This window comes from Flavobacterium sp. T50_26 (genome assembly GCF_057652995.1).
This window is the reverse complement of record NZ_JBYFCC010000014.1, coordinates 1-14587: the sequence shown is the minus strand read 5'-3', so window position 1 is coordinate 14587 and position 14587 is coordinate 1. Positions and strand designations below refer to the sequence as shown.

Below are 14587 nucleotides of genomic sequence, written 5' to 3'. Positions count from 1 at the left end.
TTTAAAGTTAGATTTATAGATAAACCATGGCTTGAAGCGTGATTGTTCCTGTTTTGCTTTCGCCAAATTTTTCATTTTTATATTCTAAAGTAAGTTTAGAATTATGTCCGTTTAAATAGAGGTTTGTGCCTACTCCGAATACATTTCGATTATCATCCACAGCATCATAACTATTTGTTGCATAGGACAAGTAGGGTTGAATTTTTGTCAATTTTTCCGAATGAAACATATAACCCGCATGACCATAAATGAAGCTTCCGGTTCCATACGCATTAAACAAGTAGTTCTTTCCGTAATTATTGTTTTGATAAGTTGCATAAGCCGTAATTGCACCTTTTTTATCACCAAGTGGTGCATCATAAAAAGCATCGACAGCAAAAATGGATACATCTTCGCCAATGTTGGTTGTTCCGTCATTGTAAACACTTCCTTTAGGATGAAGAAAAAATCCGGCACCTACATTGAATACTTTTTTAGTGCCTAAATAAGAACCAACTCTAAATGGAAGAAAATTACTTTCAGCATCTAAAAAGCCATACTCAAAATAACCGGCATAATTCATTCCGGATTCTTTTGAACCTAGAACTCTTCGACCTGCATAAATGGTTGTGTTTACATTATCTGCTGTAACTCGGGTATCTAAACTGTTTGTCATGGATTCATTTATCGAAACTCTGTATTGAAATTTACCAAAAGAACCTTTTGCATAAACACCTTGGTGACGAGCAAATTGATCAGATAATCCTAACGTTGACCATGATTGGCGGTTGTTGTCTAATGTTAAAAAGTTCAATGTACCTTGACTATTTAATCGTGAAATTCCGTTCCAATAATGTAAACCTGAACCAATCGCATGGTTTTTTCCTAAACTATATTGCACCCAAAAATCATGAAAGAATAGTTGAGAACTCTCGCCTTTTCCTGTTGGCGACATGTTATCGGCATTCAATGAATTTAGACCAAAATGAGTTAACACTAAGAATTTAGGTGTAATCTGAGCATACGTTAAAATCCGTGCTCTTCGAGTTGAAAACTCAATAGCTTTTTTATCTTCGGGGAGGTTGTCATTATATTGACCCCACATTTGCCCCCAAGCAATGACACGCATGTATTTTGAACCTTCTTCGTTTAGGTTAAATTTCATTCCGCCCCCATAATCGGGAGAACCTTGCGAAAAAGCATTAAAAAAGCAAAACGTTGTCATGAGAAGTAAGACTGCTTTTTTCATTAATTATAAATTTGGTTTTGGTTAGAAGAATTTGTTTTTCTGAGTACCAAATTGAAATTTTATAAGTGAGAAAAAAATTCAGTTATATATTTTTGTTAATTGGTATAGTTAATCTTTGAAACGCTCCCATTTTATAAGCATAAATTTATCACCTAATTCAGTAATAATCATCCCGGCACCTTTGAGCTGGTCTTTGTTTTTTAAGAATTCTACTAATTCTAAATGATTATAAATCTTATAAGTTGGATGATAATCGGTGTGAGCAGGTTTTTTGATTTTAAATTCTTTTACCCAATTACTCACTGTAACATGTGAAACCCCGATAATGCGTTCAATTTCGCGGTAACTCAACCCTTCCAAATACAATTGCAGTGCTTTGGTTACGTAGTAATCGTCTATCTTTTTACCTAACTTGTTGACTGTAAAGTAATAGTTGCATTTTTTGCATAAATACCTTTGTCTGTCTTTGATGATACCACTTTTAACAATCTGATTGTTTTGACATTTCGGACATGCTAGAATCTCCATATATAAAAAATTTGCATAAATATATTAAATTAGCAATAATATAAAAACATATTTTGTAATTTATTTTAGAAAAATTTACGAATTGCTTAATTTTATTGGCTAAAAATTATATTCTTCATAATTATAGCTAAATTATAATAAAACAGTAAATTATAATAAGTTATACCATTTTCATCTAAAAAAAGATAAATTTTAGCGTAAGAGATATGTAAATATTCATGCTATTTTCTTTAATTTGTAGAAACAACACTAAACATATGCAATTTAAAACTGATGAAACAGATCCTTCTGTTTTATATAAATTATTAACCGGAACCATCATCCCCAGACCAATTGGCTGGATTTCAACGATTGATAAAGACGGAATCAATAATCTCGCTCCGTTTTCTTATTTCAATATGGTTTCAAGCGATCCGCCGTGTGTAATGTTTTCTACGCGAAGAGACAACAATCAATTTAAGGATACATTGAATAATGTCTTGCAAAATAGTCAGTTTGTTGTGAATTTAGTCACGATGGATGTTGTGGAACAGATGAATGCCACTTCAGCATCCGTTGCATCTGATATAGATGAATTTGAATTGGCGAACCTTACTCCGATTGATTCAGTTTTCATTAAACCCAAAAGAGTAAAAGAAAGTCCGATTCATTTGGAATGCGAAATGATTCATCATTACTTTATGGAGAATAATGTTGGTGGCGGTGCTTGTATTGTGATTGGAAAAATAAAAACCATTCATATTGATGATGCTATTTTGATGGAAAACAACCGGATTAATTTAGATGTTTACAAACCTGTGGCTCGTTTGGCAGGTTCAAATTATAGTACGTTGGGAGAACTTTTTTCGATAAAACGGGAATAAATAACAGTATGAAAAAAAGAATTATAAGATACAGCGTTTTAATTTTTTTAGGAGTGTTTTTACTACTACAAATTATTCCTGTTGGAGATTATTGTGGTGGTTTAATGAACTTTCTTATTTCAACGCTAATAATTATCTTTATAATAATTTTTACTACGATTATATCGATTATTGACGCATACAGATATATAAAAATCAAGTCAAAATTCGACTTTATTCCTTTAATTATTACATTTTCATTTTTGATTATTTATTTTTTTGTTTTACAGTTTGAAACTGATAAATTTTGGACCTCAGAAAAACTTAATGGAGTAACATTTTCAAAAGCAGCAAAAAGTGGAACTCTAAAATTGTATACTAACGGTAGTTTTGCTGCAAAATATAATCAAGCAGATTTTAGTTGTACTTATCAAGGAGATTATAGAATTAGCAATGATACATTATATTTAGAAAGAAAAGAATTAGAATCTTTAACTGAAAATATTTTCACAACTAAATATTCTATTAACAAGAACGATAGCTTGCTTCAACCCATAAAAAAAGGATTTGAAGTAATAAATATTTATAAATTAAATTAATTTTAAGAAAAAACTTCGCGGCTTTGCGACTTTGCGAGAAATGAAAAAAATAACAGTAATCGGTGGCGGCCCAGGCGGACTCTACTTTTCCATATTAACCAAAAAAGCAATACCTCATTGCCAAATAGATGTTTACGAACGCAACAAACCAGAAGACAGTTTTGGTTTTGGCGTAGTTTTCTCCGATGAAACATTAAGCGAATTTTTAATGCGAGATTTAAAATCCTATGAACTTATTCGCAGTGAATTTGCCTATTGGGATGATATTATTGTCGCTCGTGACGGTCAAACTGTGAATAGTTCCGGTAACGGATTTTGTGGTTGTTCCCGAAAAACGTTATTGAAATTATTACACCAACGTTGCCGTGAAGAAGGTGTGAATCTTCATTTCGAACAAAATGTAGATGATTTGAGTCAGTTTGCTGATTCAGATATTATTGTGGCTTGTGATGGAATTGGAAGTGCCATTCGAACAAAATTTGCTTCTGAATTCGGAACCAAAATCGAACTTAAAAAGAATCGATTTGTTTGGTTAGGTTCGACTAAACCGTTGGATGCTTTTACTTATTTCTTTAGAAAAACTCCCTTCGGAACCATCGTCGCACACACCTATCAATACGAAGAAGGAATGAGCACTTGGATTTTTGAATGTAGTGAACAAACTTGGCAAAACATTGGTTTTGAAGTCACCAATGAAGAAGATACCATTCAAAAAATTGCTGAAATTTTCAAAGAAGAATTAGATGGACATTCACTTATTTCAAATAAATCACATTGGCGACAATTTCCGCACGTAACCAATGAAAAATGGTCGCATAACAATTTAGTTCTGTTAGGTGATGCGAAAGCAACCGCTCACTACTCTATCGGTTCAGGAACAAAATTAGCGATGGATTCAGCGATTGGATTATCCGATGCTGTGATTGCAAATCCTAACAATGTTGAAGCTGCTTTCGAACAATATGACAAAACCAGAAGAAATACGGTAGAAATGATTCAGTATGCCGCTTTGGTTTCATTGGATTGGTTTGAAAATATGGATCGTCACATTCAACATTCGTTCTATCAATTTGCTTTTGGATGTATGACGCGTTCCAAAAAAGTGACGTTTGAAAATCTTCAAATTAGAGATAAATCATTCACAGATAAAGTTTTAAAAGAGTTCAATGACAATAACAATGTCATTGACAAAAATCAATCAGCGGCTTTTTCAAAATTTAAACTTCGTGATTTAGAATTACCAAACCGAATTGTAATGTCTCCGATGGGACAATATTCAGCTGAAAATGGTTTAATTAATAACTGGCATTTAGTTCATTACGGAAGTCGAGCAACCGGTGGCGTTGGATTGATTCTAACTGAAATGACTGCTGTTTCTCACAATGGACGTATCACTTTAGGTTGTGCCGGTATTTATAATGACAATCAAATAGTTGAATGGGAAAAAGTTACTGATTTTATTCATCAAAACACACAAACTAAAATCGGAATACAACTCGGACATTCAGGAAGAAAAGGTGCAATAAAAAAACCTTGGGAAGGACAAAATGAACCAATTGAAAATGCTTGGGAACTGATTTCTGCTTCTTCTATTCCATTCAATTCCAAAATGCCAACTCCAAAAGAAATGACTTTGGAAGATATGGATAAAGTTACAACTGAATTTATCCAAGCTACAAAAAACGCTGAACAAGCCGGTTTTGATTTAATCGAATTACAAGCTCATCACGGATTTTTATTAGCTTCGTTTTTATCGCCATTGACAAATATTCGTTCAGATGAATTTGGAGGAAGTATTGAAAACCGAATCAAATTTCCGTTGCGAGTGTTTAATGAAATGCGAAACGTATTTCCACAACAAAAACCTATGTCAGTGCGAATTTCCGCTTCTGATTGGACTGAAAACGGTATTTCCGAAGAAGATGTGATTTATATTGCCAATGCTTTCAAATCCGCCGGAGCAGATATCATCAACGTTTCCACCGGAAATACCGTTGAACACCAAAAACCTCAAATGGGAAGAATGTGGCAAACGCCTTTCTCTGATTTGGTTCGAAATACGGTTCATATTCCAACTATAACCGCCGGATTTATTCAAGACATTGATCAAATTAACACCATCATTTTAAACGGCAGAGCTGATTTGGTGGCATTGGGCCGACCATTATTAGCCGATGCTAACTTTGTTAGAAATGCCCAAGCGTATGAAAATGTGCAAACGGATGATATTCCGTTGCAATATAAAATGGGAAGTTCACATTTGTATCCGTTGAAAGCATCAGAAAGGAAACAAGTTGAAGGAATGAAAAAAGCTTTGAAACCAAAAAGCAACAAAAAAAGTTAATTTTAAAAATTTGATTACTCATAAAATATCTAAGCCATAAAAAAATGAAAGAAAAAAAATCTAAAATAGATGTTCAAGGTTTTGAAATTGCCGTTGTGAATCAAAGTAACAGCGATTATATTTCCTTGACAGATATTGCTAAACATAAAGACACTGCTCAAACAGATGATATTATAAAAAATTGGTTAAGAAACAGAAATACCATCGAACTTTTGGGTTTTTGGGAAATGATTTATAATCCAAATTTTAAACCCGTCGAATTCGACGGGTTTAGAAAACAAGCAGGATTAAATAGTTTTGTAATGACCCCTAAACGTTGGATAGAAAGTACTAACGCAATTGGTATTGTTTCAAAAGCCGGAAGATATGGTGGAACTTTTGCTCATAAAGACATTGCTTTAGAATTTGCCTCTTGGATTTCTATTGAATTCAAGTTATATATAATCAAAGAATTCCAACGTTTAAAAGAAAACGAAAACGACAGCTTAAATTTAGAATGGAATTTACAACGTACAATTTCAAAAATTAATTATCATATTCATACGGATGCAATTAAAGAAAACCTAATACCAGTTGAAATTACTAAACAACAGACATCTTTTGTATATGCTAATGAGGCAGATTTACTTAATGTTGCTTTGTTTGGAATTACAGCTAAAGAATGGAGAGAAAATAACCCTAATCAAAAAGGAAATATAAGAGATTTTGCCACTTTGGAGCAATTAGTAGTCCTGAGTAATTTGGAAAGTATAAATGCATTACTTATTCAGCAAGGTCTAGCACAAAGTGAACGACTTATACAACTTAATAAAGTTGCTATTACTCAAATGAAATCTCTAGTTCGTTCCAAGGAAATAAAAAAGCTTAAAGAGTAATAAATGAAACACTTTGATGACAATTTCGCTCACAATTCCCTACCAAGCATCGATTTGCAGCCCACCTATTTACAAGGATGGTATGAAAATGAAATGCTCAATTGTGTCGAACGTCTTTTAGATTCTCACATTAAAAACGGTAACGGAAATGCTCCTTGTCTTCGTACTTTCAAAAAAACGTGGACATATCAGGATTTATTTGAAAAAGCCAATCAAATTGCTAATGTTTTAGTGGATGATTTAGGTTTACAATCCGGAAATCGGGTTTTAATTCGTTCTGCCAATAATCCGATGATGGTTGCGTTGTGGTTTGGAATTCTGAAAGCAGGCGGAATTGTAGTAGCGACGATGCCTTTGCTACGTTCCAAAGAACTAAAAACAATCATCGAATGTGCCGAAATCACCCACGTGTTTTGCGATATCGCTTTAGAAAGCGAAATGGATTTGGTGGATTCCGATTATTTGAAAAGAATCAGCAAATTCTGTGGTTCAGAAAGTGGCACTTCCGAATTGGAAAATTTGATGATGAATAAATCAAAAACCTTTACTAATTTTCATTCCAAATCAGATAGTGTTGCTTTGATTGGTTTTACTTCCGGCACAACAGGATTGCCCAAAATGACAGCTCATTATCACAAAGATATTTTGAATATTTGCGAAGCATTTCCAACTTATTCTCTTCAACCAACCGCAAATGATATATTTACAGGAAGTCCACCCATTGGTTTTACCTTTGGTCTAGGTGGATTGGTATTGTTTCCGTTGTATTTTGGTGCTTCCACATTTTTAATAGAAAAACCAACGCCGGATGTTTTATTACAAGCCATTCAGGAACATAAAATCACGATTTGTTTTACCGCTCCAACCGCTTGGCGAATTATTACGACTAAAGTCAACGAATACGACATTTCAAGCTTACGCAAATGTGTCTCTGCCGGAGAAACTTTGCCCTTAAAGGTTTGGGAAGATTGGTACAACGCCACCGGATTAAAAATCATTGATGGAATTGGAGCAACCGAAATGCTTCATATTTTCATTTCATCAAATGAAGATAATATGAAACCGGGATCTACAGGTTTGGCTGTAACAGGTTATGAAGCGAAAATCATTGATGCTAACGGAAATGACGTTTCATCGAATGAACCCGGACGATTAGCCGTTCGCGGAATTACAGGTTGTAAATACCTCAATCGTATCGAAAAACAACAAGAATATGTTGAAAACGGCTGGAATATTACCGGAGATATTTTTAAACAAGACGAAGACGGTTACTTTTGGTTTGTAGCTCGTGGTGATGATATGATCATTTCTTCCGGATATAATATTGCAGCAATTGAAGTAGAATCCGTACTTTTAACCCACGAAGAAATTCTGGAATGTGCCGTAGTTGGTTTGCCTGATTCTGAACGTGGGATGTTAGTTTGTGCTCATATTATTCTAAAAGATACATCTAAAGCAACGGATAATATGAAAAATCATATTCAGCACTGGTTCAAAGAAGTAGCGGCTCCGTATAAATATCCGAGAGTGATTTATTTTACGGAAGCTTTGCCTAAAACAGAGACGGGGAAAATACAGAGGTTTAAGTTGAAGTAGGAAGTATTAAGATAGGAGTATTAAGTAGTAAGACTTTTATTATGCTAAAAAAGATATATTTTGTAACCTCAATTTTATTCTTTGTTTTGATTCTTAATTCTTGTAATTTTCACAGGAAAAGTGAAATTGATGTGATTTTTGAACAAACTAAAAAAATAGAGATTTTGGCTTATTTGGATAGAAATCAATGGGAAAAAGAAGATAACCCAAAGTATTATAGCCCAGTAAATTATATAAAGGATAAAAAAATTGATATAAAGGAAAAGTATTTAAAAAATCGAATTGTTTTAAATTCAACTCAAATCAATAAACTGAAAAATGAATTAATAAATTCCGAAGTTGAAAATTGGGAAGCAGCCTGTTATGATCCAAGACACGCTATTATATTTTATAATAATAAAAATGAAGTTTTTGGTTATGTTGAGTTGTGTTTTGATTGTAATGGCAGTTATTATTCTCCAAATATGGAAATTATAAGCAAACTTGCTCTAAGACAAGAAAAACTCTTTAAAGAATTTGGAATAACTTATTTTAATGAATAAAAATTAGTATTATATTCAATAAACAAGAAAAAAATAAATTCGTGAGAATTAGTGAAATTCGTGGCAAAAAAAGACAACAATGAAAAATACTTTCACCAAACAAGAAAAAATAAAATTCAAACACATTGACTACGCTGGAATCGTTTTCTATCCAAGATTCTTGGAAATGCTAAATGATTTAGTAGAAGATTGGTTTGAAGAAGCTCTCGACCGACCTTTTTCAAAAATGCACGAAACCAACGGCATTCCAACAGTAGATTTGAAAATCCAATTCAAAAATCCCGCTCGTTTGGGAGAAGTTCTGACCAAAAAATTATGGGTAAAAGACATTGGTTTTGCATCAGTTTTATGCGGATTTCAATTCGTTAATGAAAAAGAGTTAACCGTTTTAGAAGGCGAAGTAACTTTAGTCAACGTAAAAATAGCGGAAGACCGAGAAAAAATCAAAGCAGAAGGTTTTTCGGATGAAATAAAAAATAAAATAAAGCATTATGAAATATAAAATACTAGTTTTATTACTTGTTGTTTTTTATAAGAGCTATTCCTGCTCATGTGTGCACTCATCATTAATTGACAAAATAAAGACACATGATTATATAGCAAGGATTAAAATTACAGAATCTAAAACAATTGGGAATCATATGGATTCTTATAAACCTTATTTTGTAAAGATCGAAACCGTTAAACAATATTTTGGCAATAAAATTATAGAGTTGCATTTAGAAAGTATGAGTGATGCTTCTTGTGGAATGTTTTTGCCAAAAGATACTGAATGGATTATTTTTGGTTTTAAAAATAAAGAGAATGGTAAGATTTATACTAGTCTTTGTAGTGGAAATTTTCAATTAAACAAAACTATTGATTCAGTAAAATATCAAAATTACCATAAAGATTATCCTAAACAACAAATTAAGATTTTAAATATTTTAGAAGAATTAAAAATTGAAAAAATTAAAAAAGTAAATAATAAGTTATCACATAACACATCAAAAGATGGAGGTTTCCGCAATGCACTATTAAGTATTAATAATTTTGATTCTAAAAAGACTTTTGGTTGTTTTAAATTAATCCATAATAAAGAAGGTGAGGTTGTTGATATAGAAATAATAAATTCTTTAGGTAGGAAAATTGATAAAAAATTTAAAAAAGAATTAATAGGATCTAAATGGTATCATAATAAAATAGATGATATTAACGAAACTTTTGAGCACGTTATTATTATAAACTATAATAGAAACAACACTGACGACGGGACATTAAAGTATTCGTTAGAAAATTATTAAATTATGAACTTTCCAAAATTCAAAGCTGCCGCAGTTCAAACCTCCCCCGTTTTTTTAAACGTAGAAAAAACCATTGAAAAAGCCATTTCTTTCATTAAAGAAGCCAGTTCTTACGGTACTCAATTAATTGCATTTCCGGAAGTTTTCGTTGCCGGATATCCGTATTGGAACTGGATCATGACACCTGTGCAAGGCAGTAAATGGTATGAACAATTATATAAAAATTCAGTTGCTTTATCAGATGAATCGATGAAACCGTTATTCCATGCAGCTAAAGAGTTCAATATGCACATTGTTATTGGAATTAATGAACGCGGCGATAGTTATGGAGAAATTTACAATACTAATCTTATCATCGATAATAATGGAAATCTCATCGGAAAACACCGAAAGTTAGTCCCCACTTGGGCAGAAAAACTAACGTGGTCAAGCGGTGACGGTTCGTCGTTAAAAGTTTATAAAACAGAAATCGGTCCAATCGGAACATTAGCTTGTGGCGAAAACACAAACACTTTAGCTCGATTTACGTTATTGTCGCAAGGCGAATTGATTCACATAGCCAATTATATTTCACTTCCAGTTGCTCCGCCCGATTACAATATGGCTGAAGCGATTAAAATTCGTGCCGCTGCTCATTCGTTTGAAGGGAAATTATTCACCGTTGTTTCGTGTTCAACTATTTCTAAAGAAATTATGGATGTTTTAAAACCCGATGTTCCTAATATTGAAGAATTGTTGACTCGAAAAAGTTCGGCATTTTCAGGAATTATAGGTCCAAACGGAGCTGTTGTGGGTGAACCTTTGATTGATGACGAAGGAATTGTGTATGCCGAAATCGATTTGGAAAAATGCATTCAACCGAAACAAATGCATGATATTCTGGGACATTACAATCGCTTTGATATTTTTGATCTCCGCGTAAACACCGCTCCTACCCGAAAAATAACATTTATAGATAATCACGAAGATTTTAACAAAAGTTAAATAAAAAGAAGTATTTTTACATCCCATATCCATCTACCATTCAGAATTTTAAGATTATTATTGAAGTTATTCATTTATAAGTCATTTTCTTAATGGAAAAAATAAAAATTCTTATTATAGAAGACGAGATGATTATTGGGGCTAATATTGCACTTCAATTGTCAAATCTTGGGTATGATGTAATTGGAATCATTCCTAGAGCAGAAGAAGTTTTGCCTAAAATCCGTGAAAATACACCGGATATTTTACTTCTTGACATTTATCTAAAAGGTGATTTAGACGGAATTGAATTGGCTCATATCATTCAAAAAGAATTCAAAATTCCAATTATTTATTTGACTGCGAATGCGGATGATATTCATTTCAACAGAGCAAAAACAACAAATCCGTACGCTTTTATCTCCAAACCATTCAAAAAGTTAGACCTTCAACATGCTATTGAATTGACGATTCTTCGCATTCAAGAAGAAAAAAAGGGAGAAGTTACTGACTTAGACACTTTTGTTATGAGTGATTCGATTTTTGTTCGAAGCCACGATAAAATGATAAAAATTAACATCAACGACATTCTGTATATTGAAGCCGAACGCAATTATTGCAAAATTCATTGCAAAGAAAAAGAACACCTCATTGTCAGCACATTAAAAGATTTAGAAGAAAAGTTAAACGTCAAAAACCTGATGCGAATTCATCGCTCTTTTATCATCAATATGCATCACATCGACGAAATTGCAACCAGTCATTTGGTGATTGCCAAAAAAGCCATTCCCGTAAGTCCGGAACTAAAAAAACAACTATTGCTTCACATACAAAAAGTATAATTTTATCTAATGACTATGAAATTAAAACTACTTATTTTGCTTTTGTTTCCGCTTATTATTCATAGTCAACAAGCCACTTTGGCCGAATTAGAACTGAAACTAAATTCCGAAAAAAATCAAACCAAAAAATTAGAAATCATTTCTGAAATGGTCAGCACTGTTTTTGAAAATGATATGAAACAAGCGTTAGTATTGGCAAAAAAAGGTGTCAAATTAGCCGATCAACTAAACGATAAAAACTGGCAACCGAAATTTTATGAAATGGAAGGCAGAATGCACGCAAACTTACTTCAGTTAGACTCAGCAAATCTATTTTTTGATAAGGCAATGAAAGGATATAAAGCCATTGATGATGTAAGAGGACAAGCATCAACTTCATTTAAAATCGCTTGGGTTCTAAAGAAAAAAGGTGAATATGATAAAGCGATGCAAAAAAATATTTATGCTTTAAAATTAATGGAAAGTATTGATGATAAAGCAGGAATTTGTGATGCAATGACGCGAATTTCGTGGGATTTAACGAAGCAAAACCGATTAAATGAAGCCCTAAAGTATGCTGAAAAAGCAATCGAAATGGCAGAAAAAAACAACTTGACTTCTGAATTTTTTTACGTTTATACTAATGCCGGAGACGTTGCCATTGCTATGGGGAAAAATCAACTATCATTAGACTATTTTAATAAAGCGGCCGCTATTGCAAAAGAACAAAATTTAGGATTGACCAGCTTGGTTGATATTGGCAATAGTCAAGGAAATGCACTCAAAAAATTAGGAAGATATGATGAAGCCATTCGTTTTTATACTAATTGTTTAAAAATGGCCAAAGAAGCCAATTATCAAAACGGAATCAACACGGTAACTGCCAATTTAGGGGAAATAAATTTGTTAAAAGGAAATTATAAAGAAGCTCTTCCCTATCAACTGGAAACCGTTCGATTGCAGGAAACGAATAATGATATTGCGAATCTTATTGAAAATTATCACCATGTCAGTACAATTTATCAGAAACTAAATGACTTTGAATCCGCTTTATCATACAAACAAAAAGCGTATGATTTGAGAGATAGCATCGGTTCTATTGAAAGTGATGCAAAAATGTCGGAACTGCTAACTAAATACGAAACAGAGAAAAAAGAGGAAACTATCGCTTTTCAGGAAGCTAAAATATCCCAACAAAAATTAGTTCAATATTTGGGAATTATTGTCGTTGGTTTGCTTTTAGGATTGTTGATTTTTGGCTTCATCAGTTATCGAAACCGAAGCAAAAGCAATCGTTTATTAGCTCAGAAAAATGCTGAAAACGAATTATTGATGAAAGAAATTCATCATCGAGTGAAAAATAATCTGGAAATAGTTTCCAGTTTACTTGCTTTACAATCAGCTCAAATTGATGATTTAAAAACTAAAGAAGCGATGACAGAAGGACAAAATCGGGTGAACTCCATCAGCATTGTTCATCAAAAACTCTATCAAGGAACGAATTTGGGTTCTATTGAGATGAAAGATTATTTTTTAAACCTCAGTCAAAGTATTCTCGACAGTTTTGGTGCGGAAGAAAAAGTCAAATTGAATTTAGCTATGGAAAAACTCGATTTAGACATTGATACAGCCGTTCCTTTGGGTTTGATAATCAATGAATTACTGACGAACACCATTAAATATGCTTTCCCTGAAGGCGATAAAGGAACTATTACCATTAAATTAGAAAAACAAAATGACCAACATCTTCATTTGGTTGTCACCGATGATGGCATCGGAAAATCCGGAATTACGCAAGGAACCGGATTCGGAACTCAGCTTGTTTCCCTCCTCACCCAACAATTAAACGGCACTATGAAAGAAGAATCAGAAAATGGAACAACCCATATTTTTGATTTTAAACTGCGAAAAGTGGCTTAATCTTCAAATTGACTCATTGCCACATTGACCAATTGACACATTAAAACTCCTCCGATAAGGAAATCTGCCTTTTCGGACATTTTTTACTCCACTTCGTCCTAAACCTATTTCATTTTCAGTTAATTACATTTTACTTAGTACCGGATTTATATCCAATTCAACTAATCTTAAAAATTAATTAATCATGAAAAAATTACTCTTTTTAGTACTGCTATTACCAATAATAGCTATGGCACAAGTTGCAGAACGTCAAATATTGACAATGTCTGAATTAACGATCAAGCAAGGTCACCATGATCAATTCAAGGCAGGTGTAAAAATGTACAAAGAATGTTATGAAAAAAACAACGGAACAGATTCTTGGAATCTTTGGTCAAGAATTCAAGGAGAAGGAACCGTTTATGCTTTAACAGGATTGGTTAAAAACTGGGCAGAATTAGACAAAGATGATGAAGCCGGTAAAGCCTGTAGAGATATTGTCATAAATATGATAATGCCACACATTGAAAAAAATGTTTATCATTTGGCTTCTACTATGCCGGAAATGAGCACTAAAAAAGTGAATCCTGATCGAACCGTAGTTTGGGTAACTTACTTTAGAGTAAAAAACTCTACCGTTTTTAATGCAACCCTTAAAGAAGTTCATAACACACTAAAAGCTGTTGAAGGAGATGTTAGAGGTTCATGGTACTCATTTATGGGTGGTGACGAAAATGCTCCTAATTATATGGTGACAACTTCATACAAAGATTTAGCAGAAATGGATATAGAAAAAGACGGTGTTTGGAAAGTCATGGAAAATAAACATGGTGTAAAGAAAGCCGAACAAATGCGAAATGATTTTAGAAGTTCTATTGATGCTTCATGGGCATATACTTATATTCTAAACAAAGAACTTAGCAAATAAAAACACAACTAAATTCAACTTTAAAATTTAAAGTACATGTTTTCTTTTTCTAAATTGAATTAATTAACGTGAGTTCGATATAATTTCACTAAAAAAGTTGTACAAAAAAGCAAAAGTTAGTATATTTAAAGTGCTTATT

The 14587-nt window shown here is 32.8% G+C and carries 14 protein-coding genes; 12 read left to right on the top strand and 2 right to left on the bottom strand.

Annotation, left to right across the window (positions count from 1 at the left end):
• Positions 1-13: 13 nt before the first annotated feature.
• Both AC23MC_RS09735 and AC23MC_RS09730 read right to left on the bottom strand, forming a co-directional pair.
• Positions 14-1228 carry a hypothetical protein gene (locus AC23MC_RS09735; protein ID WP_487568235.1) on the bottom strand — a complete coding sequence of 405 codons (1215 nt, stop codon included), beginning with the start codon at positions 1226-1228 and terminating at the stop codon, positions 14-16.
• A gap of 108 nt (positions 1229-1336) precedes the next feature.
• Complete coding sequence (locus AC23MC_RS09730) at positions 1337-1756, bottom strand: IS1/IS1595 family N-terminal zinc-binding domain-containing protein (protein ID WP_026709909.1); 420 nt, start codon at positions 1754-1756, stop codon at positions 1337-1339.
• 257 nt (positions 1757-2013) lie between these two features.
• Here AC23MC_RS09730 and AC23MC_RS09725 point away from each other — a divergent pair, with 257 nt between their 5' ends.
• From AC23MC_RS09725 to AC23MC_RS09670, 12 genes are all read left to right on the top strand, one after another.
• Positions 2014-2619, top strand: coding sequence for a flavin reductase family protein (locus tag AC23MC_RS09725; RefSeq protein WP_487568236.1), 606 nt, complete (start codon positions 2014-2016; stop codon positions 2617-2619).
• A gap of 8 nt (positions 2620-2627) precedes the next feature.
• On the top strand, positions 2628-3197 hold the full coding sequence (locus AC23MC_RS09720; RefSeq protein ID WP_487568237.1) for a hypothetical protein: 570 nt from the start codon (positions 2628-2630) through the stop codon (positions 3195-3197).
• Positions 3198-3237: 40 nt separating this feature from the next.
• Positions 3238-5541 (top strand): oxidoreductase, encoded by a 2304-nt coding sequence (locus AC23MC_RS09715; protein WP_487568238.1) that lies wholly within the window; start codon positions 3238-3240, stop codon positions 5539-5541.
• A 44-nt stretch (positions 5542-5585) separates the two neighbouring features.
• Positions 5586-6416: a KilA-N domain-containing protein gene (locus AC23MC_RS09710; protein WP_487568239.1), complete on the top strand. Its 831-nt coding sequence runs from the start codon at positions 5586-5588 to the stop codon at positions 6414-6416.
• Positions 6417-6419: 3 nt separating this feature from the next.
• The gene (locus AC23MC_RS09705) at positions 6420-8012 is read left to right on the top strand and encodes an AMP-binding protein (RefSeq protein ID WP_487568240.1); all 1593 of its coding nucleotides are present in this window, start codon (positions 6420-6422) and stop codon (positions 8010-8012) included.
• Between the two features lie 41 nt (positions 8013-8053).
• Positions 8054-8554 carry a hypothetical protein gene (locus tag AC23MC_RS09700; protein ID WP_487568241.1) on the top strand — a complete coding sequence of 167 codons (501 nt, stop codon included), beginning with the start codon at positions 8054-8056 and terminating at the stop codon, positions 8552-8554.
• A gap of 79 nt (positions 8555-8633) precedes the next feature.
• The gene (locus AC23MC_RS09695; RefSeq protein ID WP_487568242.1) at positions 8634-9056 is read left to right on the top strand and encodes an acyl-CoA thioesterase; all 423 of its coding nucleotides are present in this window, start codon (positions 8634-8636) and stop codon (positions 9054-9056) included.
• Positions 9046-9837: a hypothetical protein gene (locus tag AC23MC_RS09690; protein WP_487568243.1), complete on the top strand. Its 792-nt coding sequence runs from the start codon at positions 9046-9048 to the stop codon at positions 9835-9837. Before AC23MC_RS09695 ends, AC23MC_RS09690 begins: the two co-directional genes overlap by 11 nt.
• A gap of 3 nt (positions 9838-9840) precedes the next feature.
• Complete coding sequence (locus AC23MC_RS09685) at positions 9841-10821, top strand: carbon-nitrogen hydrolase family protein (protein ID WP_487568244.1); 981 nt, start codon at positions 9841-9843, stop codon at positions 10819-10821.
• A gap of 92 nt (positions 10822-10913) precedes the next feature.
• Positions 10914-11642 (top strand): LytR/AlgR family response regulator transcription factor, encoded by a 729-nt coding sequence (locus AC23MC_RS09680; RefSeq protein WP_487568245.1) that lies wholly within the window; start codon positions 10914-10916, stop codon positions 11640-11642.
• Between the two features lie 15 nt (positions 11643-11657).
• Positions 11658-13541, top strand: coding sequence for a tetratricopeptide repeat-containing sensor histidine kinase (locus tag AC23MC_RS09675; protein ID WP_487570644.1), 1884 nt, complete (start codon positions 11658-11660; stop codon positions 13539-13541).
• Between the two features lie 184 nt (positions 13542-13725).
• The gene (locus tag AC23MC_RS09670) at positions 13726-14448 is read left to right on the top strand and encodes a hypothetical protein (protein WP_487568247.1); all 723 of its coding nucleotides are present in this window, start codon (positions 13726-13728) and stop codon (positions 14446-14448) included.
• Positions 14449-14587: the final 139 nt, after the last annotated feature.